Origin of the sequence: Burkholderia orbicola, from assembly GCF_900100915.1 — a bacterium.
GTDB lineage: Bacteria > Pseudomonadota > Gammaproteobacteria > Burkholderiales > Burkholderiaceae > Burkholderia > Burkholderia orbicola.
On the sequence record NZ_FNKW01000002.1, the window covers coordinates 2,163,712 to 2,189,420 of the forward strand.

General features: G+C 67.9%; 22 protein-coding genes. 15 read left to right on the forward strand and 7 right to left on the reverse strand.

The genetic code is table 11. The features are described 5' to 3' along the window. The first annotated feature begins 7 nt into the window (after positions 1-7). The 4 genes from ceoA (at position 8) to BLS50_RS26660 (ending at position 6,808) form a co-directional block, all read left to right on the forward strand. Positions 8-1,225 (forward strand): multidrug efflux RND transporter periplasmic adaptor subunit CeoA, encoded by a 1,218-nt coding sequence (gene ceoA, locus BLS50_RS26645; RefSeq protein WP_006480447.1) that lies wholly within the window; start codon positions 8-10, stop codon positions 1,223-1,225. Positions 1,226-1,270: 45 nt separating this feature from the next. Continuing rightward, entirely contained in the window at positions 1,271-4,456 is a 3,186-nt protein-coding gene (ceoB, locus tag BLS50_RS26650) for a multidrug efflux RND transporter permease subunit CeoB (protein WP_011546851.1), read from the forward strand. 10 nt (positions 4,457-4,466) lie between these two features. Then, positions 4,467-6,008 (forward strand): multidrug efflux transporter outer membrane subunit OpcM, encoded by a 1,542-nt coding sequence (opcM, locus tag BLS50_RS26655; RefSeq protein WP_074806744.1) that lies wholly within the window; start codon positions 4,467-4,469, stop codon positions 6,006-6,008. Between the two features lie 386 nt (positions 6,009-6,394). After that, a complete protein-coding gene (locus BLS50_RS26660) occupies positions 6,395-6,808 on the forward strand; it encodes a hypothetical protein (protein ID WP_074805358.1) in 414 nt (137 codons plus the stop codon). Positions 6,809-7,000: 192 nt separating this feature from the next. On the opposite strand, the gene BLS50_RS26665 is transcribed toward BLS50_RS26660, so the two are convergent. Continuing rightward, positions 7,001-7,891, reverse strand: coding sequence for a LysR family transcriptional regulator (locus tag BLS50_RS26665; protein ID WP_074805361.1), 891 nt, complete (start codon positions 7,889-7,891; stop codon positions 7,001-7,003). Positions 7,892-7,992: 101 nt separating this feature from the next. Between BLS50_RS26665 and BLS50_RS26670 the strand changes: the two genes are divergently transcribed. Next, positions 7,993-8,433: a PACE efflux transporter gene (locus tag BLS50_RS26670; protein ID WP_074805364.1), complete on the forward strand. Its 441-nt coding sequence runs from the start codon at positions 7,993-7,995 to the stop codon at positions 8,431-8,433. A 103-nt stretch (positions 8,434-8,536) separates the two neighbouring features. On the opposite strand, the gene BLS50_RS26675 is transcribed toward BLS50_RS26670, so the two are convergent. The 5 genes from BLS50_RS26675 to BLS50_RS26695 all read right to left on the reverse strand — a co-directional run bounded on the left by BLS50_RS26675 (position 8,537) and on the right by BLS50_RS26695 (position 14,743). Further along, positions 8,537-9,388, reverse strand: a complete 852-nt coding sequence (locus BLS50_RS26675) for an alpha/beta fold hydrolase (protein WP_027806812.1) — start codon at positions 9,386-9,388, stop codon at positions 8,537-8,539. 239 nt (positions 9,389-9,627) lie between these two features. Further along, positions 9,628-9,957: a DUF3579 domain-containing protein gene (locus BLS50_RS26680; protein ID WP_074805368.1), complete on the reverse strand. Its 330-nt coding sequence runs from the start codon at positions 9,955-9,957 to the stop codon at positions 9,628-9,630. A 25-nt stretch (positions 9,958-9,982) separates the two neighbouring features. Continuing rightward, positions 9,983-11,344, reverse strand: a complete 1,362-nt coding sequence (locus tag BLS50_RS26685; RefSeq protein WP_074805371.1) for a sigma-54-dependent transcriptional regulator — start codon at positions 11,342-11,344, stop codon at positions 9,983-9,985. Beyond that, positions 11,334-13,229, reverse strand: a complete 1,896-nt coding sequence (locus BLS50_RS26690) for a sensor histidine kinase (RefSeq protein ID WP_074805374.1) — start codon at positions 13,227-13,229, stop codon at positions 11,334-11,336. The genes BLS50_RS26685 and BLS50_RS26690 overlap by 11 nt, the downstream gene beginning before the upstream one ends. A gap of 149 nt (positions 13,230-13,378) precedes the next feature. Beyond that, entirely contained in the window at positions 13,379-14,743 is a 1,365-nt protein-coding gene (locus tag BLS50_RS26695; protein ID WP_027812282.1) for a 2-hydroxycarboxylate transporter family protein, read from the reverse strand. A gap of 434 nt (positions 14,744-15,177) precedes the next feature. On the opposite strand from BLS50_RS26695, the gene BLS50_RS26700 reads away from it, so the two are divergent. From BLS50_RS26700 to BLS50_RS26725, 6 genes are read left to right on the forward strand one after another with little or no spacing between them, the layout of a single operon-like run. Next, the gene (locus tag BLS50_RS26700; RefSeq protein ID WP_074805377.1) at positions 15,178-16,017 is read left to right on the forward strand and encodes a MetQ/NlpA family ABC transporter substrate-binding protein; all 840 of its coding nucleotides are present in this window, start codon (positions 15,178-15,180) and stop codon (positions 16,015-16,017) included. Positions 16,018-16,027: 10 nt separating this feature from the next. After that, positions 16,028-17,440 carry an LLM class flavin-dependent oxidoreductase gene (locus tag BLS50_RS26705; RefSeq protein WP_074805380.1) on the forward strand — a complete coding sequence of 471 codons (1,413 nt, stop codon included), beginning with the start codon at positions 16,028-16,030 and terminating at the stop codon, positions 17,438-17,440. Positions 17,441-17,458: 18 nt separating this feature from the next. Further along, complete coding sequence (locus tag BLS50_RS26710; protein ID WP_027806051.1) at positions 17,459-18,643, forward strand: methionine ABC transporter ATP-binding protein; 1,185 nt, start codon at positions 17,459-17,461, stop codon at positions 18,641-18,643. Then, on the forward strand, positions 18,636-19,292 hold the full coding sequence (locus tag BLS50_RS26715; protein ID WP_006491339.1) for a methionine ABC transporter permease: 657 nt from the start codon (positions 18,636-18,638) through the stop codon (positions 19,290-19,292). Before BLS50_RS26710 ends, BLS50_RS26715 begins: the two co-directional genes overlap by 8 nt. 51 nt (positions 19,293-19,343) lie before the next feature. Continuing rightward, a complete protein-coding gene (locus BLS50_RS26720; protein WP_027806050.1) occupies positions 19,344-20,186 on the forward strand; it encodes a hypothetical protein in 843 nt (280 codons plus the stop codon). After that, a complete protein-coding gene (locus BLS50_RS26725) occupies positions 20,183-21,394 on the forward strand; it encodes an acyl-CoA dehydrogenase family protein (protein WP_074805387.1) in 1,212 nt (403 codons plus the stop codon). The genes BLS50_RS26720 and BLS50_RS26725 overlap by 4 nt, the downstream gene beginning before the upstream one ends. Positions 21,395-21,410: 16 nt before the next feature. Here the strand turns inward: BLS50_RS26725 and BLS50_RS26730 are convergent, their stop codons facing one another. Continuing rightward, on the reverse strand, positions 21,411-22,220 hold the full coding sequence (locus BLS50_RS26730) for a hypothetical protein (RefSeq protein ID WP_011546867.1): 810 nt from the start codon (positions 22,218-22,220) through the stop codon (positions 21,411-21,413). Between the two features lie 169 nt (positions 22,221-22,389). Between BLS50_RS26730 and zigA the strand changes: the two genes are divergently transcribed. The 4 genes from zigA to BLS50_RS26750 are packed head-to-tail and all read left to right on the forward strand — an operon-like array spanning position 22,390 to position 25,709. Then, positions 22,390-23,598, forward strand: a complete 1,209-nt coding sequence (gene zigA, locus BLS50_RS26735; RefSeq protein WP_176934307.1) for a zinc metallochaperone GTPase ZigA — start codon at positions 22,390-22,392, stop codon at positions 23,596-23,598. Positions 23,599-23,656: 58 nt separating this feature from the next. Continuing rightward, positions 23,657-24,577 carry a GTP cyclohydrolase FolE2 gene (folE2, locus tag BLS50_RS26740; RefSeq protein ID WP_074806747.1) on the forward strand — a complete coding sequence of 307 codons (921 nt, stop codon included), beginning with the start codon at positions 23,657-23,659 and terminating at the stop codon, positions 24,575-24,577. After that, entirely contained in the window at positions 24,571-25,149 is a 579-nt protein-coding gene (locus BLS50_RS26745; RefSeq protein ID WP_069231661.1) for a 6-pyruvoyl trahydropterin synthase family protein, read from the forward strand. The genes folE2 and BLS50_RS26745 overlap by 7 nt, the downstream gene beginning before the upstream one ends. Next, entirely contained in the window at positions 25,149-25,709 is a 561-nt protein-coding gene (locus BLS50_RS26750) for a gamma carbonic anhydrase family protein (RefSeq protein ID WP_074805392.1), read from the forward strand. Before BLS50_RS26745 ends, BLS50_RS26750 begins: the two co-directional genes overlap by 1 nt.

Below are 25,709 nucleotides of genomic sequence, written 5' to 3' on the forward strand. Positions count from 1 at the left end.
GATCCACATGGCCATCCTACGCACCTCCCGTTCACGAATCGCGACCGCGGCGATCGTCACGCTCGCCGTCGTCGGCCTCGGCACGTTCGGCGCGATGCGCGTCAACGCGAACGCCCCCGAGAAAGCGGCGGCGCCGCTGCCCGAAGTCGACGTCGCGACCGTCGTGCCGCAGACCGTGACCGACTGGCAAAGTTATTCGGGCCGCCTCGAGGCGGTCGAGAAAGTCGACGTGCGCCCGCAGGTGTCGGGCACGATCGTCGCGGTGAATTTCAAGGACGGCGCGCTCGTGAAGAAGGGCGACGTGCTGTTCGTGATCGACCCGCGCCCGTACCAGGCGGAAGTCGACCGCGCGGCCGCGCAGCTCGCGGCCGCGCAGGCGCGCAACGGCTATGCGCAGACCGACTGGCAGCGCGCGCAGCGGCTGATCGGCGACAACGCGATCGCGAAGCGCGACTACGACGAGAAGCAGAACGCGGCGCGCGAAGCGAACGCGAACCTGAAGGCCGCCGAAGCCGCGCTGGAAACGGCGCGCATCAACCTCGGCTATACGCGCATCACCGCGCCGGTATCGGGCCGCGTGTCGCGCGCGGAAATCACGCTCGGCAACGTCGTGTCGGCCGGCGCATCGGCCGCGCCGCTGACGACGCTGGTGTCGGTGTCGCCGATCTACGCGTCGTTCGACGCGGACGAGCAGACCTACCTGCAATACATCAACGGCGCGCGCAGCGGCCGCAAGGTGCCGGTCGAGCTCGGCCTCGCGAACGAAACCGGCTACTCGCGCAGCGGCGAGATCGATTCGGTCGACAACCGGCTCGACACGTCGTCCGGCACGATCCGCGTGCGCGCACGCTTCGACAACGCGGACGGCACGCTCGTCCCGGGCCTGTACGCACGGGTGAAGGTGGGCGGCAGCGCGCCGCACGAGGCGCTGCTCGTCGACGACGCGGCGATCAACACCGACCAGGACAAGAAGTTCGTGTTCGTCGTCGACCAGCAGGGCCGCGTGTCGTATCGCGAAGTGCAGCCGGGGATGCAGCACGGCAACCGGCGCGTGATCGTGAGCGGCTTGGCCGCCGGCGACCGCGTGGTCGTGAACGGCACGCAGCGCGTGCGTCCCGGCGCGCAGGTGAAGCCGCACATGGTCCCGATGACGGGCGGCGACGAGCCGTCCGCGCCGCTCGCGAGCACCGCGAAGCCGGCCGCACCGGCGAAGGCGGATTCGTAAGCGGCGCGCCGCTTCGCATCCGCGTTCAACCAGACAGAGCCACACATGAACATTTCCAAATTCTTTATCGACCGGCCGATCTTTGCAGGAGTCCTATCGGTGATCATCCTGCTCGGCGGGGTGATCGCGATGTTCCTGCTGCCGATTTCGGAATATCCGGAAGTCGTGCCGCCTTCCGTGATCGTGAAGGCGCAGTACCCGGGCGCGAACCCGAAAGTGATCGCCGAGACGGTCGCGTCGCCACTTGAAGAGCAGATCAACGGCGTCGAGGACATGCTCTACATGCAGTCGCAGGCGAACAGCGACGGCAACATGACGATCACCGTCACGTTCAAGCTCGGCACCGATCCGGACAAGGCCACGCAGCTCGTGCAGAACCGCGTGAACCAGGCGCTGCCGCGCTTGCCGGAAGACGTGCAGCGGCTCGGCATCACCACGGTGAAGAGCTCGCCGACGCTGACGATGGTGGTCCACCTGATCTCGCCGGACAACCGCTACGACATGACATACCTGCGCAACTACGCGCTGATCAACGTGAAGGATCGCCTGTCGCGAATCCAGGGCGTCGGTCAGGTGCAGCTGTGGGGTTCGGGCGACTACGCGATGCGCGTGTGGCTCGATCCGCAGAAGGTCGCGCAGCGCGGGCTGTCGGCCGAGGACGTCGTGCAGTCGATCCGCGAGCAGAACGTGCAGGTCGCGGCCGGCGTGATCGGCGCATCGCCGTCGCTGCCCGGCACGCCGCTGCAGCTGTCGGTGAACGCGCGCGGCCGCCTGCAGACGGAAGACGAATTCGGCGACATCGTCGTGAAGACGACGCCGGACGGCGGCGTCACGCACCTGCGCGACATCGCGCGAATCGAGCTCGACGCATCCGAATATGGCCTGCGCTCGCTGCTCGACAACAAGCCGGCCGTCGCGATGGCGATCAACCAGTCGCCCGGCGCGAACTCGCTGCAGATCTCGGACGAAGTGCGCAAGACGATGGCCGAGCTGAAGCAGGACATGCCGGCGGGCGTCGACTACAAGATCGTCTATGACCCGACGCAGTTCGTGCGCTCGTCGATCAAGGCCGTCGTGCACACGCTGCTCGAAGCGATCGCGCTGGTCGTGATCGTCGTGATCGTGTTCCTGCAGACCTGGCGCGCGTCGCTGATTCCGCTGATCGCGGTGCCGGTGTCGATCATCGGCACGTTCTCGCTGCTGCTGGCGTTCGGGTATTCGATCAACGCGTTGTCGCTGTTCGGGATGGTGCTCGCGATCGGGATCGTGGTCGACGATGCGATCGTCGTCGTCGAGAACGTCGAGCGCAACATCGAGGGCGGGATGAACGCGCGGCAGGCGACCTACAAGGCGATGCAGGAAGTGAGCGGGCCGATCATCGCGATCGCGCTGACGCTCGTCGCCGTGTTCGTGCCGCTCGCGTTCATGTCGGGCCTGACCGGCCAGTTCTACAAGCAGTTCGCGATGACCATCGCGATCTCGACGGTGATCTCGGCGTTCAACTCGCTGACGCTGTCGCCGGCGCTGTCCGCGATCCTGCTGAAGGGTCACGGCGACAAGGAAGACTGGCTCACGCGCGTGATGAACCGCGTGCTCGGCGGCTTCTTCCGCGGCTTCAACAAGGTGTTCCATCGCGGCGCGGAGAACTACGGCCGCGGTGTGCGCGGCGTGCTGTCGCGCAAGACGCTGATGCTCGGCGTGTACCTCGTGCTGGTGGGCGCGACCGTGCTCGTGTCGAAGGTCGTGCCGGGCGGCTTCGTGCCCGCGCAGGACAAGGAATACCTGATCGCGTTCGCGCAACTGCCGAACGGCGCCTCGCTCGACCGCACCGAGAAGGTGATCCGCGACATGGGCTCGATCGCGCTGAAGCAGCCGGGCGTCGAGAGCGCGGTCGCGTTCCCGGGGCTGTCGGTGAACGGCTTCACCAACAGCTCGAGCGCGGGCATCGTGTTCGTCACGCTCAAGCCGTTCTCGGAACGGCACGGCAAGGCGCTGTCGGCCGGCGCGATCGCGGGTGCGCTGAACCAGAAGTACAGCGCGATGAAGGATTCGTTCGTCGCGGTGTTCCCGCCGCCGCCGGTGCTCGGCCTCGGGACGCTCGGCGGGTTCAAGATGCAGATCGAGGATCGCGGCGCGGTCGGCTACGCGAAGCTGTCGGATGCGACCAACGACTTCATCAAGCGCGCGCAGCAGGCGCCTGAACTCGGCCCGCTGTTCACGAGCTACCAGATCAACGTGCCGCAGCTCAACGTCGATCTCGACCGCGTGAAGGCGAAGCAGCTCGGCGTGCCGGTGACCGACGTGTTCAACACGATGCAGGTGTATCTCGGTTCGCTGTACGTGAACGACTTCAACCGCTTCGGGCGCGTGTACCAGGTGCGCGTGCAGGCCGATGCGCCGTTCCGTCAGCGCGCCGACGACATCCTGCAGTTGAAGACCCGCAACGACAAGGGCGAGATGGTGCCGCTGTCGTCGCTGGTGACGGTGACGCCGACGTTCGGCCCGGAAATGGTCGTGCGCTACAACGGCTACACGGCGGCCGACATCAACGGCGGCCCGGCGCCCGGCTTCTCGTCGGGGCAGGCGCAGGCCGCGGTCGAGCGCATCGCGCACGAGACGCTGCCGCGCGGCGTGCGCTTCGAATGGACCGACCTCACGTACCAGCAGATCCTCGCGGGCGATTCGGCGATGTACGTGTTCCCGATCAGCGTGCTGCTCGTGTTCCTCGTGCTCGCCGCGCTGTATGAAAGCCTGACGCTGCCGCTCGCGGTGATCCTGATCGTGCCGATGAGCATTCTGTCGGCGCTGACGGGCGTGTGGCTCACGCAGGGCGACAACAACATCTTCACGCAGATCGGCCTGATGGTGCTGGTGGGGCTGTCCGCGAAGAACGCGATCCTGATCGTCGAATTCGCGCGCGAGCTCGAACACGACGGCAGGACGCCGCTCGAGGCCGCGATCGAGGCGAGCCGGCTGCGGCTGCGCCCGATCCTGATGACGTCGATCGCCTTCATCATGGGCGTGGTGCCGCTCGTCACGTCGACCGGCGCCGGTTCGGAAATGCGCCATGCGATGGGGGTCGCGGTGTTCTTCGGGATGCTTGGCGTGACGCTGTTCGGGCTGATGCTGACGCCGGTGTTCTACGTCGTGCTGCGTACGCTCGCGGGCGGCAAGATCCACGTCGCCGGCAAGGATTCGACGGGGTACGGCGTGCCGGCGCCCGATGCTTGAGGACCAGAAAATGAATAACTTGCACAACACGAACGGCCTGATGCGCTTCGCGAAGGTGGCGGCCGCGAGCACCCTGCTCGCGACGCTGCTCGCCGCGTGCGCGGTCGGCCCCGACTACAAGCGTCCGGACGCGGCGGCGCCCGCCGCGTTCAAGGAAGCGCCGACTCTCGCCGCCGGCGAGCAGGCCGGCACGTGGAAGACGGCCGAGCCGGCGGACGGCGAACATCGCGGCGAATGGTGGAAGGTGTTCGGCGACCCGGTGCTCGATTCGCTCGAGACGCAGGCGCTCGCCGCGAACCAGAACCTGAAGGCCGCGGCCGCGCGGGTCGAGGAAGCGCGTGCGGCGACGCGTTCGGCGCGCTCGCAATGGTTCCCGCAGGTCGGCGCCGGTTTCGGGCCGACGCGCGAGGGGCTGTCGTCGGCGTCGCAGTTCCAGCCGCAGGGCACCGGCCCGACCAACGCGACGCTGTGGCGTGCGCAGGGCACGGTGTCGTACGAAGCCGACCTGTTCGGCCGCGTCGGCCGCAACGTCGAGGCGTCGCGCGCCGACCAGGCGCAGAGCGAAGCGCTGTTCCGCTCGGTGCAGCTCGCGTTGCAGGCCGACGTCGCGCAGAACTACTTCGAACTGCGTCAGCTCGATTCGGATCAGGACCTGTACCGCCGCACGGTGGAGTTGCGCGAGCAGGCGCTGAAGCTCGTGCAGCGCCGCTTCAATGAAGGCGACATCAGCGAGCTCGACGTGTCGCGCGCGAAGAACGAACTGGCGAGCGCGCAGGCGGATGCGGTCGGCGTCGCGCGCCGGCGCGCGGCGTCCGAGCATGCGCTGGCCATCCTGCTCGGCAAGGCGCCCGCGGATTTCGCGTTCAAGGAAACGCCGATCGTGCCGGTCGCGGTGAAGATTCCGCCGGGCCTGCCGTCCGCGCTGCTCGAACGCCGCCCGGACGTGTCGGCGGCCGAGCGCGCGATGGCCGCCGCGAACGCGCGGATCGGGCTCGCGAAGTCGGCGTACTTCCCGAAGCTCGATATCACCGGGTCGTTCGGCTATGAAGCGTCGACGCTCGGCAACCTGTTCCTGTGGTCGAGCCGCACGTTCCTGCTCGGGCCGTTCGCCGGCACCGCGCTGACGCTGCCGCTGTTCGACGGCGGGCGGCGGGCGGCGGGCGTGCAGCAGGCGCGCGCGCAGTACGACGAGCAGGTCGCGAACTACCGGCAGCAGGTGCTCGTCGCGTTCCGCGAGGTCGAGGACAATCTTGCTGATCTGCGTTTGCTCGATGATCAGATCCGCGCGCAGGATGCGGCCGTCAACGCGTCGCGTCGGGCGGCGACGTTGTCGCGCACGCAATATCAGGAAGGTGAGGTCGCATATCTCGACGTGATCGACAGCGAGCGCTCGGTGCTGCAGTCGCAATTGCAGGCGAACCAGTTGACGGGGGCGCAGGCGGTGTCGACGGTCAATCTGATTCGTGCGTTGGGCGGCGGGTGGGGGAATGCGCCGGCGCCGACGGCGTTGGGTGATGCGGCGTCTGGCAAGGCTGACGTAGCTGCGCGGTAAGCTCGAACGGCGGGCGATTCGTCGCTTGCCGCCCGTGAAGCGAAGAACCCCGGCATGCAGGCTCAGGTCTGCATGCCGGGGTTTTTTTATGGTTCATCGCGCTTCAGGGCGCTCGTCGTCGACTTCGCGTGCCAGGGCATCGTTCGATGCGCGTCACGGACGGGGCCGCGCCGATAGAAGCAAGAGTCGAATTCCGGTCTCGGTCGACACAGCGGCCGTTTGATCGTGGAGTAGTATTTCCCCATGTCCAGGTGATTGCCGGGTCTCTTCGGCGGACAGCCGACCATCCCGTGACGACGGCGGTAGGCTCGTCAAGCGTTGGGAAACTGCTTCAACGATACGTGTGGCGGCGCCGGCCGTGGCGACGGCATTGATGGGAACGCATCATGTCAACCGAGTGGAAGCACCGCGTCAGGCTGTTCGTCCAGCGTTTCTGGCAGCCAACCACTGCGTGCATGACCTGCATGCCGGGGAGCTGGGGAAACATCACGAGCCTCCCCCACTGGACCATCGCATTTCATACGGGGCTCCTGACCGGACTCCTGGCGGTACTTCTGACTTTCACGCCGGTGGGGAAACTCTATGCGCATCGATACGGCAATGCGCTGGTCGTTGGCATCCTGACGACGCTGGGCGACGCCTACTCGCACACGAGTCGTTACCGTATTCCCTATGTCGAGCACATCGTGACAGGGGTAATTTCAGGTCTCTTGGCGCTGGCGGCTTCCTATCTCCTCGAAGACCGCGCGCGACGCCTTCGGGCGGCGTGGGCGCGGGTTTCCGGACAGCTTATCCGCTGACTTTCCGGGCAACGTGCCGATAAGCGACCACGCCGGAACGGAAGGCGACGTCCACGGAAATCGATGAAGCACCTTCTTCATTGCACCGTGTATTGCAACTAACGGTCAGTTTCACCCAGCGCCTTCCGACGGTGCGCCGGCGTCCCGCCACGCGCCCCGCTAGTTGACGCATGCTGTCATCAGTGGCGGCGCTCAGGCGTCGGCGCGTTCAGCCCGCAGCGCCCGTACCAGCTCGCTCGCCGCCTTGCCGAGCCCCGTATGTTTCGGCCGCCGCAAATACACAGGCAGCGGCAGCCCGTTGCGAATGTTCGCGAACACGAGCGGCGCGAGTTCGCGGTCGGCCACATACCGGCCGATGACCGATTCCGGCAAATTCGCCCAGCCATGCCCGGCCTTCACGAGCGCGATCGCGGTCGCCATGTCGGTGACCTTCCACGTGCGATTGCCGATCAGCGGCCGCACGTCGGTCAACGGCCGCTCCGGATCGGCGATCACGATCTGCCGAAACCCCGACAATCGCTCGATCGCCTCCGGATGCGCGGCTTCGGCAATCGCCGGATGGCCGGGCGCCGCGACCGCGATCAATGTCTCGGTCCACAGCGCGTGAATCTGTTCCTGCGGATGAAGATCGAGCCCGCCGTACGCGACGCAAAGATCGACGGCGCCGCGATGCAGCGCGTCGACGATCGCATCCTGCGGCGCCGTGACGACGCTGACCGCGAGCGCCGGATATTTCGCCGCCACGGCGCTCAGCGCACGCGCAATCGGCGCACCGTCGATTTCGGCCGCGAGCCCGAGCCGCAGCGTGTCCTCGACGCCTTCCGACAAGTGCTGCGCATGCGCACGCAGCGCATGCAGCCGTTCGGCGATCGCGCGCGCGTCGGGCAGCAGCGCAGCCATCGCGGCGGTCGGCGTCGGCTCGCGCGTGCCGCGGTCGAACAGCACGAGATCGAGTTCGGCCTCGAGGTTCGCGATCGCCATGCTGACCGCCGACGGCGTACGGCCGAGCGCACGCGCGGCGGCCGAGAACGAGCCTTTGTCGATGACGGTCAGCAGCATGTCGATGTGATCGCTGGTCAGCATGGTCGGCCGCCTCCTGTCAGAAAAATTGAAAGGACCTGACTTTGGCGGACGCAGTGCCCGCTGTAGTCTCGCCACCTGGTTCGAAACGAAGGTGGTCGGTCATGCAAGGATGGAAGAGACGCATAGTCTACGTCGTGATGTTCGAGGTGCTCGGCATCCTCGTCGCATCGTCGGTGCTCGGGATGCTGAGCGGCGCGAGCGCGGCGACGAGCGGCCTGCTCGGCGTGATGATCTCGACGACGGGCGTCATCGTCAATTTTCTGTACAACCTCGGGTTCGAGGCGTGGGAGCGGCGGCGGGCGGAAACGACGCGCACCGTCGGGCGGCGTGTCGTGCATGCGATCGGGTTCCAGGTCGCGCTCGTGACGTTCCTGATTCCGCTGATCGCGTGGTGGCTCGACGTGTCGTTATGGCAGGCGTTCCTGTACGACGCGGTGCTGATCGTGTTCTTCCCGATCTTCACGTTCACGTACAACTGGGCGTTCGACAGCGTGTTCGGGTTGCCGGATGCGGTGACGCGCAAGGCGGCGCCGGCGGCGTAATGTAGACGGATGCAGAGGGATGCGAAACGATGCGGACAGCTTCGCGACGTTTCGCTTCTGCAAGAAAGAGGAAGGCCGGGCGGCGCGCCTGCCGCCCGCGACGTCACGCGGCGACGAACTCGTGTACGTAACGGTTGAACACCGCCGGGCTCGCCGCATTCATCCCGTGCGACGCACCGGCGACGGTCTGCCGTTGCGCATCGCCGATCCACTGCGACAACGTGTCGACGTTGTGGCGGAACATCTTCGGGCTGCGCTGGCCGTCGATCAGCAGCGTGCGGCACGCGATGTCGCCGGCCGTGTGCTGCGAATACGCGGGCAGCGGGTCGCGCAGCTGCTTCGGCAGCGTGCTCGCGTTGTCGATCGCCATCGTGCGAAAGCGCGACGTGCTCTTCTTCCAGGCGCCGGGCAGGCTCACGGAATCGACGAACATCTCGAGGCCGGCTTCGACGTCGCCTTGATCGATCAGGTTCACGGCCTTCGTGCGCAGCGCGAGGGCCGCGGCCGGCAGCGCGGCTTCGCGCACGCCCGGCTGCTGGAGCGGGCCGCCCGGATCGGCGAGCGTCAGCGATTCGACGAGGTGCGGATGCTGGCGCGCGACGTTGAACGCGACGCTGCCGCCGCGCGAATGGCCGACCAGGTGCACGGGGCCGAGATCGAGCGCGTCGATGAATTCGGCGAGCTCGTCGACGTGGTTCTGCCAGCTGAACTCGTCCTGGATGCCCGCTTCGACGGCCGGCCAGTAATGGCTGAGGCTCGGCGCGATGCAGCGGTAGTGGGCCGACAGCGCCGCCAGTTGCGGATCCCAGTAGCGGTAGTCGCACAGCGAGCCGTGCACGAACACCATCGGCGCACCGCTGCCCCGCTCGACATACGGCAGGCTGATGCCCGACGAAAGCGTCGCAAATTGCAGGTCTGGGTTCGCGAGCACGGACGGCTCGATTCGCATGTTCATGACTGAAAGACTCAAAGGTGCGTCAACACGACGCAACTATGCATCACGGCGACCTGCAAGGAAAACGCATAATTTTCATCGTCACGATCAATTTTATTGATGGCTCGGCTCGAAACCCCTGTCGGAGCGTGATCATGCGCCGAAGCCTTCAATCTTCTGACGATTCATTTCGCCGATGAAAGGGCGTGCGACGGCCTGCGCGCACGCGCCTTTGCCTTGAGAACGGGAAGGGTTAGACGTCAGCGCACCGTCAACGCCGGCACGCCCTGGAGCTCGACGGGCAGATCATTGTCGGCCGCGAACTGCATCGCGAACTCGAACGCATCGGCGCACACGGCGCGCAATTCGTCGGACACGAACAGGCATTTGACGCCGCCGTCGACGACCGGCATCGCGAGCCGCGACAGCGCGCACGGATAGCCGGGCCGCCGCTCGCCGACGAACAGCGTGATGACGCCCGCGAGGCGCTCGGGCCAGTCGCTCGGGCGGAAGGTTTTTCGCGCGCGCGTGACGCCGCGGATCAAATGGCCGGTGATGCGGCCGTGGTCGGTGATGTCGATGCGATCCATGCTGGGGTGCGTGTCCTCGTGCGCGTCATTCGCCGCCGTCGGCCGCCGCGTCGCCGCGCGCGGGAATCCGCAGGTTGCGCAGCTTGTGATAGAGCGTTTTCTTCGGCATGCCGAGCGCCTCGCTCGCGTCCGCGACGTTGCCGTTGTGACGCCGCAGCATGTCCTCGATCAGCATCCGCTCGAAATACGCGAGCTGTTCCGCGAGCGTGCTGCCCACGGCCGGCGCTTCGCCGGACGACAGCAGGCTGTCGCCGGTCAGCCCGAGCACGAAGCGGTCGGCCACGTTCTGCAGCTCGCGCACGTTGCCGGGCCATGCGTGCGTCATCAGTTCGGACACCTGCGCGGCGGTGACGACCGGGGCCGGCTGCCCGAAGCGCCGCGCGGCCGCGAGCACGAAATGCTCGAACAGCAGCGGTACGTCCTCGCGCCGTTCGCGCAGCGGCGGCAACTCGATCTGCGCGACGTTGAGGCGATACAGCAAGTCCGCACGAAAGCGCCCGTCGGCGGCGAGTTCGGCGAGATCGGCCTTCGACGCGGCCACCACGCGGCAGTCGACGGGAATCAGGTCGTTCGCGCCGAGCCGCTCGACCACGCGCTCCTGCAGCACGCGCAGCATCTTGATCTGCAGCGCGATCGGCATTGTCTCGATCTCGTCGAGGAACAGCGTGCCGCCATCCGCCCATTCGATCTTGCCGATGCGTTTCTTGATCGCACCGGTGAACGCGCCGGCCTCATGGCCGAACAGCTCGCTCTCGAACACCTGCTCGGGCAGGCCGCCGCAGTTCAGCGCGACGAAATGCGCGTCGCGGCGGCCGCCGAAGTCGTGCAGGCTGCGCGCGATCAGCTCCTTGCCGGTGCCCGTCTCGCCGGTGATCAGCACCGACACCGACGTATCGGCGAGGCGCAGGATCTTCTTGCGCACGTCGGCCATCGCGGGCGACTTGCCGAGCACGAACGCCTCGATGCCCTGCCAGTTGTTCAGCGCCGCGCGCAGCCCCTGCACCTCGAGTGTCAGGCGGCGCTTCTCGACCGCACGCGCGACGCGGCCGGCGATCAGGTCCGACGAGAACGGCTTCTCGATGAAGTCGTACGCGCCGACCTGCATCGCGCCGACGGCCGTCGAGATGTCCGCGTGGCCGCTGATCAGTACGACCGGGATCTGCGCATCGATGGCCATCACGCGGTCGAGCAACTGCAGCCCGTCGATGCCCGGCATCCGCACGTCCGACACGATCACCACCGGCGCGCCGGGCGCGACGTGCGTGAGCGCGTCGGCGGCCGACGCGAACGCGTCGACCGGGAACCCGGCGAGCGCGACGGCCTGCTCGACGCCGATCCGGACGTTTTCATCGTCCTCGACGACCAGCACCCGAATCTCATCTTCCATGCTCTGTCCTCTGTTGCGGCGTCGCCGCCGCGAATTCGATGGTGAACTGCGCGCCGCCTTCGTCGCGGTTCGTCGCGGTGATCCTCGCGCCGAACGCCTCGACGATGCGCGACGTGATCGCGAGGCCGAGCCCGAGGCCCTGGCCGCGCGGCTTGGTCGTGACGAACGGCTCGAACAGGTGCGGCAGCACGTCGGGCGCGATGCCGGCGCCGCTGTCGGCCACGGTCAGGCGCACGCGGCCGGCGTCGTCCGCATCGTTGGTTTCGGCCGCCTCGATGACGATGCGGCGCACCGGCGCGTCGTGCACCGCGTCGAGCGCGTTGCCGAGCAGGTTTACGATCACCTGCTGCAACTGGCTCGATTCGGCCGAGACTGTCGTGCCGGGTGCGATGTTGACGTCGAGCCGCACGCCTTCGTCGCGAATCCGCGCATCGTAGATGAGCCGCGCATGCGCGATGGCCTCGTTCAGCGATACCGCGACGCGCTCGACGTCGGGCTTGCGCGCGAAGGTCTTCAATTCGCCGGTGAGCACGGCCATGCCGTCGACCAGCTTGCCGATCCGTTCGAGGTTCGCGAGCGCCGGCGCCGGCTGGCCGCGCTCGAAGAAGGTGCGCGCGTTGTCGCACAGCGTGCGGATCGCGACGAGCGGCTGGTTCAGTTCGTGCGTGAGGCCGGCGGCCATCTGCCCGAGCACCGCGAGCTTGCCCGCGTGCACGACTTCCTGCTGCGACGCACGCAGCCGCTGCTCGGTGCGTTCGCGCTCGTCGATCTCGCGCTGCATCCGCTCGTTCGCGGCCGTCAGCGCGGCGGTGCGCTGCGCGACGGTCAGTTCGAGCCGGTCGTTCGCGCGGCGCAGCGCGTCCTGCGCGCTCAGCCGCGCGAGGATCGCCCGGCGGCGCTGGATCGCATAGCCGGCCAGCAGCGCGACGATCAGGAACGCGCCGGTGACGAACACGAACGCCGTCTGCTGCTGGCGCCGCGCGCCCGCGATGTCGAGCAGCACCATCAGCGAATCGCCGGCCTGCGGCGCGGGGCGCGACATCACGAGATAGCGCGTGGTGCGGCCGGCGTGGCGCGGATCGGGGAAGGTGCCGAACCACGCGGCCGAGCTGCGGTCGCCGATGTGGCGGTAGGGCAGCGCGTCGACGGTGCGGCCCGCGTACTGGCGCGACGCCTGGATGTCGCGCTGTTGCTGCGCGGTGATCGGGCGCAGCGCGGTGAATTTCCATGCGGGTTCGGTCGAGATCACGACCACGCCGTTACCGTCGACGACCAGCGCGGCGACGCCCGGCGCGCGCCATGCCGATTCGAGCGGGTCGACGCTGATCTTCACGGCGGCCACGCCGATCGGCACGCCGTCGCTGCGCACCGCGCTCGCGAAGTAGACGCCGGGCACGCCGGTGTTGGTGCCGATGCCGAAGAAGCGGCCGCTGCCGCGCGCGAGCGCGTCCTTGAAGTACGGCCGGTACGACACGTTGGTGCCGACGAAGCTGATCGTCTCGTTCCAGTTGCTCGCGGCGATCACGTCGCCTTGCAGATCGATCACGTCGACCGCGCCGCTGCCCGCGTCGCGGTTCACGGCTTCGAGGTAGGTGTTCACCGCATGCACGAGCTCGGGCGCATCGTTCGGCGCGGCTTTCAGCATCGCGCGCACGCCGTCCTGCCGCGCGACCAGGCCGGGCAGGATCTCGAAGCGGCCGAGCTCGCTTTTCAGGCTCGACGCATACAGGTCGAGCCGGTGCGCGCCGGCCTCCTCGAGCGCGTCGATCGCGCGTTCCCACGCGAAATCGACGGCCGCGCCGGCCACGCCGACATACAGCACCGCGGCCGAGGCCCAGCCCCACCACGGGATTCCCTTGAAGCTCTTCTGCACGTTCGCCCTCATCGAAGCCCGCAACGTCGGCCGTTCGCCACCGTCGGTCGCCGCCGGCCGGTTGCCGCAGCCGGTCGCCCGCAACGACGCGCGCCGCGCACCGGCAGGGCCGGCGGCGGCGCGTCTGAAGCAGCCGGCGCGACGGTGCGCGCGGCCGCGCGTTATCCGAAGTGCGCGACCAGGATCAGCGTCACCGTGACGACGATCGCGCCGCCGATGCGGGTGGCGATCTGCGCGAACGGCATCAGCTGCATCCGGTTCGCGGCGGTCAGGATCGCGACGTCGCCGGTGCCGCCTTGCCCGCTGTGGCAGGCGTTCACGATTGCGGTGTCGATAGGGTACATCTTCAGCAGGCGGCCGACCACGAAACCGGTGCCCATCAGCGTCGCGACGGTCGACACGATCGTGACCACGTTGACGATCGTGAACGCGGCGGTCAGCTTGTCCCACGGCGTCATCGCGACGCCGATCGCGAACAGCAGCGGATACGTGACGGCGGTCGAGAAGAACTTGTAGACGACGAACGCGCCTTCCTGCAGCGGCGGCGACACCGCACGCGCGAGCTTCACCAGCACCGCGAGGAACAGCATCGCGACCGGCGCGGGCAGGCCGAACAGCTTGTGCGCCATCAGGCCGACGAGGTACAGCGTGATCGCGGTGATGCCGGCGCCCGCGATGTGCGTGACGTCGACGTGACCGCGGATCTCTTCGTTCTCCGGCGTCATGTCGCCGCTTTCGCCGACCTGCAGGCGGCCATTGCCGGTCAGGTGCGGCAGGCGCTTGCCGAGCATGTCGAGCGCGCCCGACAGGATGATCGCGGTCAGGCTGCCGAGCATCACCGGCGGGAGCACCATCGCGAACATCTCGCCCTGCGGCAGGTGCATCAGTTCCGAATAGCCGATCGACAGCGGAATCGCGCCTTCGCCGACGCCGCCCGCCATGATCGGCACGACGATGTACAGCAACGTGTGGCGCGCGCCGAGGCCGAGCGCGGTGCCGACCGCCGTGCCGACGATCGCCGCGGCGACCGAGCCGGCCGCGAGCGGAATGAAGATCTTCACGAAGCCCTGGATCAGCACGCGGCGATCCATACTGAGGATGCTGCCGACGATGATCGACGCGATGAACAGGTACAGGAAGTTGGTCGATTTCGTGAATTCGACCGTCAGGTTCAGCACCGGCTTCGGCAGCACGTGGTAGTACGTGAGCGCCGACGGCACGAAGGTCGCGAAGATCGCGGCCGCGCCGATGTTGCGCAGCAGCGGCAGGCGTTTGCCGAGTTCGGCGCAGGTGAAGCCGAAGAACGCGAGCACGGCGATCGCCATCGAGATCTCGCCGGGCACCTTGCCCGTCACCGCGAAGCCGACGATCAGCCCGAACAGGATCACGTAGACCGGCAGCGGGATGATGCCGATGCGGATTTCCATCAGCTTCCACCAGCCTTCCGGCCAGAAGCGTTCGCGCGTGGCGGGGCCGGCTTCGGCAATCGGCTCGGGATGGGACGGGGTATGGATAGAGGTCTGCAAGACGTGTCTCCTGATGTTTGGAATGCCTGCATCGCTTCGCGGCATCGTGTGCCGTCTATTACGCAACCCCCATGCCAGAATGCCGACGCGCCGGAATATTTTTAATCCATTGATTCATAAGGGATTTGTTTCGTCAGCGGAAAGGGTTTTTCACGCGGAGTGGCCGAGATTTCGGAATCGGCGCGGCGGGCAGGCCGAGATTTCGGCCTGACGGCGGCGCGGGCGCCCGGTCATGCCCGGCGCCCGCCGTCCCGCCCGCCATATCGCCGCGCGCGATTTTCTTCGCACAATCGCTTCGTAGACCGCCTCCCCGCCGCTCTCTATCATCGGCTGATCTTTTTCCGACGTGACGACGACTGTCCGGAGAACGCCCGCGCGTTCGCCGCGGCTTCGCTCATCCATCGATACCGTCTTTGGACAGGAGAGTGGTTCCCATGCTGCATCCCGTGTTTTCCGCCCGCTTTTCCGCCGGCCGTGTGGCCCGCCTCGCCCGCCTGCTGACGGCCGCGCTGCTCGGCGTCGTGCTGCTGAACGGCGCGCGCGCCGACACCGCGCCGCTGAAGGTCGGCATCTCGACCAGCCCGCAGATCGAGGCGCTGAAGATCGCCGCGAAGGAGGCGAAGGAGCAGGGCCTCGACGTGAAGATCGTCGAATTCACCGACTGGAATACGCCGAACGCGGCGCTCGCGAACAAGGACATCGACGTCAACTACTTCCAGCACATCCCGTTTCTCGAGAACGCGAAGAAGCAGGGCGGCTACAACTTCATCTCGATCGCGCCCGGCACGATCATGAAGATCGGCCTCTATTCGAAGAAGGTGAAGAGCTTCGCCGAGCTGAAGGACGGCGCGCGCGTCGCGATCGCGAACGATCCGGTCAACGGCGGGCGCGGGCTGTTGCTGCTGCAGCGCGCGGGGCTCATCACGCTGAAGCCGGGCGCCGACTACCGGGCGACCACGCACGACATCGTCGCCAACCCGAAGCACCTGAAGATCATCCCGCTCGAAGCGTCGCAGCTCGCGCGCTCGCTCGACGACGTCGATCTCGCGCAGGGCTACCCGAGCTTCATCAAGCTCGCCGGCACGACCGACCCGAACAGCGCGCTGCTGTTCGACGGCACCGAGAACAAGAACTTCGCGATCCAGTGGGTCGTGCGGCCCGAGAGCGCGAACGATCCGCGCATCCGCAAGTTCATCTCGATCTACCAGCACTCGCCGGCGGTGCGCCGTGCGCTCGACAACGCGTTCGGCTCGCTGTACGCGATCGCGTGGTGACGGAGGCGGCATGACGACGGCGAACCGCAAGAAGATCCTGCTCAACGCGTTCAACATGAACTGCGTCGGGCACATCAACCACGGGCTGTGGACGCATCCGCGCGACCGCTCCGCGCACTACACCGATCTCGACTACTGGGCCGATCTCGCGCGGACGCTCGAGCGCGGCAAGTTCGACGGGATCTTTCTCGCGGACATCGTCGGCGTGTACGACGTGTTCGGCGGCGGCCCGGACGCCGCGCTGCGCGAATCGGTGCAGGTGCCCGTCAACGATCCGCTGCTGCTCGTGCCGGCGATGGCGCAGGTCACGCGGCATCTCGGCTTCGGCGTGACCGCGAACCTGACCTACGAGCCGCCGTACCTGTTCGCGCGCCGCATGTCGACGCTCGATCATCTGACGAAAGGGCGCGTCGGCTGGAACATCGTCACCGGCTACCTCGACAGCGCCGCGCGCGGGATGGGGCTCGCGCAGCAGATCGGCCACGACGACCGCTACGAGCGCGCCGACGACTACATGGACGTCGTCTACAAGCTGTGGGAACAGAGCTGGGACGACGACGCGGTGATCCGCGACGCGCAGGCGCGCGTGTTCGCGCAGCCGGGCAAGGTGCGGCGCGTGAAGCACGACGGGCCGTTCTATTCGATCGATGCGATCCACTTGAGCGAACCGTCGCTGCAACGCACGCCGGTGTTGTACCAGGCCGGCTCGTCCGCGCGCGGCGTCGAGTTCGCGGGCCGTCACGCGGAATGCGTGTTCGTGAACGGGCAGAGCAAGGCCGCGGCGCGCGCGGCGACGCTCGACATTCGTGCCGCCGCCGCGCGGCAGGGGCGCGATCCGGCGTCGATCAAGATCTTTGCCGGCGTGAGCGTCGTCACGGCCGAGACCGAATTGCTCGCCCGCGAGAAGTTCGACGAGTACCGGCGCTACGCGAGCCCGGAAGCCGGCCTCGCGCATTTCGCGAGCTCGACCGGCATCGACTTCGCGAAATACGGCCTCGACGAGCCGATCTCGTACGTGAAGACCGATTCGATCCAGTCGGCCGTCGACGCGATCTCGAAGAAGAGCACGACCGGCACCTGGACCGTGCGCCGCATGCTCGAACAGATGTCGCTGGGCGGCCGCTATGCGCCGATCGTCGGTTCGCCGTCGCAGGTCGCGGACGAGCTGCAGTCGTGGATCGACGAGACCGGCATCGACGGCTTCAACCTGACGCGCACCGTGATGCCCGAGTCGTTCGAGGATTTCGTCGACTGGGTCGTGCCCGAGCTGCAGAACCGCGGCGTCTACAAGGAAGACTACGATCCCGCGCCGACGCTGCGCGAGAAGCTGTTCGGCGCGGGCTCGCGCCTGCCCGCCTGGCATACCGGCGCGCAGCACCGGCCGGCCGCCGCAGCCGAACCCGCGCATCCCGCGCATGCCTGAACGTGACGGAGCGAAGCGATGACGCAATTGTTCGATACGCTGGGTTTCATCGAGGCATCGGCCGTGCGCGCCGGCGCCGGCGCCGATGCAGCGGCACATGAGGAAGCCGTGACGCCGGTCGGCGGCGCGGCCGTGTCGCTGGAGCAGGTCGGCAAGGTATTCGCTACGCCGCGCGGCCAGGCCGCCGCGCTGCGCGACGTGACGCTCGACGTGCGGCGCGGCGAGGTGTTCGGGATCATCGGCCGCAGCGGCGCGGGCAAGTCGACGTTGCTGCGCCTCCTGAACGGCCTCGAACGGCCGAGTTCGGGCCGTGTGCGCGTGCAGGGCGTGGACGTCGGCGCGCTCGACGAGGACGGCCTCGTCGCGTTGCGGCGCCGCACCGGCATGGTGTTCCAGCATTTCAACCTGCTGTCCGCGAAGACGGTGTTCGAGAACGTCGCGCTGCCGCTGAAGATCGCCGGCGTGCCGAAGGCCGAGCGCGTGCGCAAGGTCGAGGCGCTGCTCGAGCTCGTCGGGCTCGCCGCGAAGCGCGACGCATATCCGGCGAGCCTGTCGGGCGGGCAGAAGCAGCGCGTCGGCATCGCGCGGGCGCTCGTGCACGATCCGGAGGTGCTGCTGTGCGACGAAGCGACGTCGGCGCTCGATCCGGAAACCACGCAATCGATCCTCGCGCTGCTCGCCGACATCAACCGCCGCCTCGGGCTGACGATCGTGCTGATCACGCACGAGATGGAGGTGATCCGCGCGGTATGCGACACGGTCGCGGTGATCGAACAGGGCGAAGTCGTCGAAACCGGCCCCGTGTGGCGCGTGTTCGGCGATCCGCGCCACGGCGCGACGCGCGCGCTGCTGAGCACGCTGCAGCACGACCTGCCGGCCGAACTGGCCGCGCGGGTGCGGCCGCTGCCCGAGCAGGCCGCGCTGCCCGACGGCGCGCAGATCGTGCTCGACGTCCGCTATACGGGCGAGAGCGGCGGCGAGCCGGACGTCGGCGCGCTCGCGGCGGCGCTCGGCGGCTCCGTGCGGTTCCTGCACGGCGGCATCGAAAGCATCCAGGGGCATGCGCAAGGGCGGCTCGTGATCGCCGCGACGCCGCGTGCGGATGACGCCGGCCCGTCGACGGCGCGCGGTGGTGCGGTCGCCGCACTGCTCGAACGTGCGCGCCGCCATGCGAATCATGCGGAGGTGCTCGGCTATGTTTGATCTCTGGTGGCCCGAACTGCTCGACGCGATCCGCGACACGCTGTCGATGGTCGCCGCGTCGGCCGCGATCGCCGCGCTGATCGGCATCCCGCTCGCGGTGATCCTCGTGACCACCGCGCCCGGCGGCATCTACGCTCGGCGCGGCGTGAACGCGGTGCTCGGCGCGCTCGTCAACGTGTTCCGCTCGACGCCGTTCATCATCCTGCTGGTCGCGCTGCTGCCGTTCACGCGCGTGCTGATCGGCACGACGATCGGCGTGTGGGCGGCTGTCGTGCCGCTATCGATCGCCGCGATCCCGTTCTTCGCGCGGATCGCCGAAGTGAGCCTGCGCGAAGTCGATCGCGGGCTGATCGAGGCCGCGCTCGCGATGGGCGCGAAACGCCGCCACATCGTGTGGCACGTGCTGCTGCCCGAAGCGCTGCCCGGCATGCTCGGCGGCTTCACGATCACCGTCGTCGCGCTGATCGGCTCGACCGCGATGGCGGGTGCCGTTGGCGCGGGCGGGCTCGGCGATCTCGCGATCCGCTATGGCTATCAACGTTTCGACACCACCGTCATGGCGACCGTGATCGTGATCCTGATCGCGCTCGTCTCGGCCGTGCAAATCACGGGCGACCGCCTGGTCCGACGCGTGACCCGGCGCACCTGAGCGACGCCACAAGCGTCCGCTCGTTTCATTCCTGATCCTGAGAGAACAACCATGACCTTGCCCATCGGCGCGCCGCGCGAATGGAACGGACAATTCGAGGAAGCGCTGTTTCTGGAGGTGGCGCGACGCCATCGTCCGGACTTCCCCGACAAAGTGGCGACGCCGCCGCGTGAGCCGCGCCACGGCGACGAGCTGGCGGCCGTCGCCGACTACTACACGAAGATGGCGTCGCACGACCTGTTCATCGTGCAGGTCGTCGCGAAGGCGATCGACACGCTGTTCCGCGACGATCCGCATTTCCAGCTGATCTTGTCGCGCCAGCTCGGCGACGACGGCGCGCACGCGGTGATCGGCCGTGAGCGCGTGACCGAACTCACGGGGCGCGATCCGCTGCCGGAAGTCGACCGGCTCGTCGCCGCGCACTGGGCGCGTATCGGCGACATCGCGGTGCGCGACGTCGCGGGCTTTCTCGCGTTCGAATGGCATTACGAGCTGCACATCCTCGCGAAGCTGTGGATTCAGCGCAAGACCGGCCGCATCGGCGACAGCGCGATGCGCGAGCACGGCGAGAACCGGATTCGCCCGGACGAGGAATGGCATCGCGTGCAGATCGTCCAGTGGTGGTTCGACACGCTGCAGGCGCTGCCGCCCGCCGAGCGCGATGCGCTGATCGATCGCGTGATCGCGGCTGACGAGGAAACCCAGGCGCGGCTCGACGGCTATCTGCACGACGAGTACGCGCATACCGCACTGGTGTTCGGCGCGGATATCGCCGAATATCGTGCGATCTACGACGACTGGCGGCGCGAGATCCTGTCGAGGCTGACCGGCCGTCAGCTTGGCGCGCTCGTCCCGCTGTCGGGCGAAACCGTTGAACAGGAAGCTGTCGCATGAACGATCCCCGCGGCCCGGCGACGCTGGCGCCGGATACCGATGCACCGGCCGTCGACCGCGTGGCGCTTGCGCGCGCGATCGACGCGCTGCGCGTGAGCGCCGCCGAGCGCGACCGCGCGGGCGGTCATGCCGCCCAGGAGAAGCAGTGGCTCGCCGACGCGGGTTTGCTGACGCTCGCGGTGCCGCGCGCGTTCGGCGGGCAGGAAGCGGCGTGGCCCGAGATTTATGACGCGATCCGGCAGGTCGCGCGAGTCGACAGCGCGCTCGCGCATCTGGTCGGCTTCCAGTGCCTGCAGGTGGTGAGCGTCGACGTGTGGGGCAACGCCGCGCAGCGCGAGCGCTACCTGCGCGGCACGGTCGACGGGCGCTGGTGGTGGGGCAACGCGGTCAATCCGCTCGACACGCGGCTCGTCGCCACGGCGACGCCCGACGGCGGCTACCGGCTCGACGGCGTGAAGGGCTTCTGTTCCGGCACGCGCGGCTCGCAGCGGATGACGGTATCCGCGCACGATCCGGCCATCGGCCGCACCGTGTTCGGCGTGGTGCCGACCGATCGGGCCGGGATCACCGTCAACGACGACTGGGACCCGGTCGGCCAGCGCCAGACCGACAGCGGCAGCGTGCGCTTCGACGGCGTGACGCTCGCGCCGGACGAGGTGCTGCACCGGTCGGAAGCGCCGCCGACGCCGCGCGCGACGCTGCGCACGCTGGTGTCGCAGCTCGTGCTGACGAACCTGTTCGTCGGCCTGGCGGAAGGCGCGCTGGCCGAGGCACGCGACTACGTGCGGCAGCACGGCCGCCCGTGGATTCATTCGGACGTCGAGCGGGCCGAAGACGATCCGTACACGTTGCAGCGCTTCGGCGACATGCGCGTGCGCGCGATCGCCGCGGCGGCGCTGGCCGATCGCGCGGCCAACGCGTTGCAGCACGCATGGGCGCGGCAGGACGCGCTGACGGCCGACGAACGCGCCGAAGTCGCGCTCGCGGTGTCGGAAGCGAAGATCGTCGCGCAGCGCGCGGCGCTGGATAACGGCGAAGCGCTGTTCGATGCATGCGGCGCGCGCGCGACGGCCGCGTCGCTCGGCCTCGACCGTTTCTGGCGGAACGCGCGCACGCATACGCTGCACGATCCGCTCGACTACCGGCTGCGCGACGTGGGCCGGTATGCGCTGACGGGCGAGTTGCCGCCGGCGTCGCTCTATACGTAAGCGAGCACGCACTCCGTCATTGATCGCCGGGCGGCGGGCCATCCGGCGCGACGGAGGCGGGCGCAGGGCCGCCGGCCAACGGTGCGCTGCCGTCCGCCCCGGCGCGCTTGTACGATGCGAGTTCGTCCGAATAGCGCGCCGTCCGCATGCCGTTCGTGTCGTAATACTCCTCGACCGACTTGACCCAGCGACCCACCGCCGGCACGTACCAGAACGCCTTGTAGGTCTTGCCGGTTCCTTCCGCCGTCCCGTTGTTGCGGCTTTGCACCACGATCGTCGAACCGCCCGCGTTGCGCGATACGCCGGACGTGATCGACTGCCCCGGTGCGGATTGCGCCTTCCATGAACCTTCAGCCTCGATCTTGATCGCGTCGAACTTGCCGCCCGTCACAGTGACGGTCTCGTGGCCCACGACCTTGTAGTGCGTGTCGTACGCTTCCGACGCATGCTGCGGATTCGGGTGTGACTCGCTGTACTGGATCGTCCAGGTCTTGCCGATCGTCAGCGGAAACGCCAGCGGGCGGTTCACGACGGTTTCGGTGCCGTTGATGCTGCGTGCACGGCTCCAGTCCGCATCGACGATCATTTCGTGCGGCGCCTGCGTGGCGCCGCTTTGCCGGGACTCGACGTAGATGTGCCCGGGCGTCGTGCGCTGCACGGTAATCTCGTCGCGCGTCTGGCGCCAGCCGTTCGGGCCGATTTCGACCGTATCGACGTAGGTCCAGGTGTCGCCCGGTTTCAGCGCGGGCGCCGCGATCGATTGTGCGAGTGCGATGCCGGGAGCGGCAGCGCACAGTAACAGCGTGGCAAGCGTTTTGTTTTTCATGGTGTTTGAAAGGGGCGGTCTCGCCGGGCAGCTTATCAACCTCACCTTTCAAACCGCATGATGCGTGCATCGCCGCGCTACCGTCGTGCTGGACGTCTGGAATGATATGTTATATCGTAGCGATACAATATATCATTTTATCCTCAACGTCCTCTTCCGGAATCGCCCGATGAACCCCGCCCTTCATCCGTCCACGCGGCTTCCCGTGACCGTCCTGTCCGGCTTTCTCGGCGCCGGCAAGACGACGCTGCTCAACCACATCCTCAACAATCGCGAGGGCCGGCGCGTCGCGGTGATCGTCAACGACATGTCCGAGGTCAACATCGACGCCGCGCTCGTGCGCGACGGCGGCGCGGGACTGTCGCGCACCGACGAGAAGCTGGTCGAGATGAGCAACGGCTGCATCTGCTGCACGCTGCGCGAGGATCTGCTGATCGAGGTCGACCGGCTCGCACGCGAAGGGCGCTTCGATCAGCTCGTGATCGAATCGACCGGCATCTCGGAGCCGCTGCCGGTGGCCGAGACGTTCACGTTCGAAGGCGAGGACGGTCGCAGCCTCGGCGAAGTCGCGCGGCTCGACACGATGGTGACGGTGGTCGACGCGTTCAATTTCCTGCGCGATTACGCGTCGCGCGACAGCCTGCAAGCGCGCGGCGAATCGATGGGCGACGAGGACGCCCGCACGGTCGTCGATCTGCTGATCGACCAGATCGAGTTTTGCGACGTGCTCGTGATCAACAAGATCGACCTGATCGACGCCAGCGCGCGCGAGCGGCTGATCGCGCTACTGCGCGGGCTGAACCCGCGCGCGCGGATCGAGATCGCCGAATTCGGCAAGGTGCCGCTGGAACGTGTGCTCGACACGGGCCTGTTCGATTTCGATGAGGCGTCGCGCGCGCCGGGCTGGTTGCAGGAGCTGCGCGGCACGCACACGCCGGAGACCGACGAGTACGGAATCCGCAGCTTCGTCTATCGCGCGCGGCGGCCCTTTCATCCGCAGCGCTTCTTCGATCTGGTGGAGAGCGAATGGCCGGGCGTCGTCCGCTCGAAGGGGTTCTTCTGGCTGGCCACGCATCCGGCCGTCGCCGGCTCGTGGTCGCAGGCCGGCGCGGTCGCGCGGCACGGGCCGGCCGGCCACTGGTGGGCGGCCGTGCCGCCCGAGCGCTGGCCGCGGGACGCCGAAGCCGTCGCGCAGATCCGCGCGCGCTGGGACGAGCACGTCGGCGACGCCCGGCAGGAGCTCGTGCTGATCGGCATGGACATGGACGAGCCCGCGCTGCGCGCGCGCTTCGATGCGTGTCTGTTGACCGACGCCGAGATGGCCGCCGGCCCCGAACACTGGACCACGTGGGACAACCCGTTTCGCGACTGGGCCTGACCTGAACGCGCTGCCTGCATCGATCCGGATGGAGAAGGCGCTCCACCGGATTTCAAGCATGAATGCAGCGCTTCCCGATATTTCCCTGACCGACGCCGCGCCGGGCCGCCGCCCGCTCGAATGGGTCGGCATGCAGGGCATCGACCTGCCCGTCGTCGTGGCGGAGCCCGGCTGCCGGCGCGACGTGCATGCGCGTGCCGACGTGCAGGTCGATCTGCCTGCGCCGCAGGTGAAAGGCATCCACATGTCGCGGCTGTACGGGCTGCTCGACGGGCTCGCCGACGGCGAAGCGCTGTCGCCGGCCGGCTTGCAGCGCATGCTGCGCGCGATGGTCGACAGCCACCGCGACTGCGCGACGCGCAGCGCGCGCGTGCGGCTGCGCTTCGACCTGCTGGCCCGCCGCACGGCGCTCGTGACCGAGGGGCTGGCCGGCTGGAAGGCCTATCCGGTGCGTCTCGATGCGACGCTGGCCGGCGATGCGTTTGCGCTGCGCGCGCAGGTGACGGTCGTCTATTCGTCGACGTGCCCGTGCTCGGCCGCGCTGTCGCGGCACTGGATCGAACAGGCATTCCTGACGGCATTCGGGCATGAGGCTCGCGTGGAGCCGGCGGCGGTCGCCGCCTGGCTGAAGCGGCATGCGACGGCCGCCACGCCGCACAGCCAGCGCAGCGAGGCCGTCGTCAGCGTGGCGCTGCCCGCCGATGGCGCGACGCTGGGGCTGCTCGACCTGATCGAGCGCGTCGAGCAGGCGCTCGGCACGCCGGTGCAGACAGCCGTCAAGCGCGCGGACGAGCAGGCGTTCGCGGTGCTGAACGGCGGCAACCTGATGTTCGTCGAGGATGCGGCGCGGCGCGTGCAGGCCGCGCTCGAAGATCGTCATGCGAACCCGCGCGTGCGGGTGCGCCATCTCGAAAGCCTGCATCCGCACGATGCGGTGGCGTGGGCCGCTCCGCTGTGCGAAGGCGCCGACGCATGCTGATCCGCAAGCTGTTCCGGTTCGAGAATGCGCACGTCGTGCGCGGCTGCAGCACGCGGCGCTGCTCGCATTCGATCCACGGCCATTCGTACCGTGTCGAGCTGCTGCTCGAAGCGCATGCGTTCGATCACGGCCAGATGATCTACGACTTCGGGCTGCTCAAGGGCGACGTGCGCGACCTGATCGACGCGTTCGACCACGCGGTGACGCTGTGGTCGGACGACGATCCGCGCTATGTCGAAAGCATGCGCCGGCATTCCGAGCGCTGGGTGCGGCTGCCGGTGTCGCCGAGCGCCGAGCAGTTCTCGCGCGTGTTCTTTCGCCTCGTCGATGCGGCGCTGTGCGGTACGCGCATGTCGAACGGCGAAGCCGACGTGCGGCTGCATTCGGTGATCGTTCACGAGACCGAGACCGGTTACGCGCAGTGCTTTCGCGACGATGCATTCAACCCGCGCATGGGCCGCATCGACCTCGACGCGATCGTGTTCGCGCCGGCCATCGTCGCGCAGTGGCGCGATCCCGGCCTGTTCGAGCGGCTCAAGCGCGGCCATACTCTTTCCCGGCAGGAATCCTGATGATCCGAAAGAACCCGCGCGGCGACCTGCCGCACATTCATCCGAATGCGTTCGTCGATCCGACCGCCATCCTGTGCGGGCGCGTGATCATCGAGGAGAACGTGTTCATCGGCCCATACGCGGTGATCCGCGCCGACGAAACCGATGCGGACGGTCAGATCGCGCCGATCGTGATCGGTGCGCATTCGAACATCCAGGACGGCGTCGTGATCCATTCGAAATCGGGCGCGAGCGTGACGATCGGCCGGCACACGTCGATCGCGCATCGCGCGATCGTCCACGGGCCGTGCACGGTCGGCGACGGCGTGTTCGTCGGCTTCAACAGCGTGCTGTTCAATTGCACGATCGACGACGGCTGCGTGGTGCGCTACAACGCGGTCGTCGACGGCTGCCACCTGCCGCCGGGCTTCCACGTGCGCTCGACCGAACGCATCGGGCCGGAAACCGATCTCGCCGCGCTGCCGCAGGTGACGGCCGATGCGAGCGAGTTCTCCGAGGACGTCGCGCGGACGAACAATGCGCTGGTGCTCGGTTACAAGCAGATCCAGAACGAGTTCTGA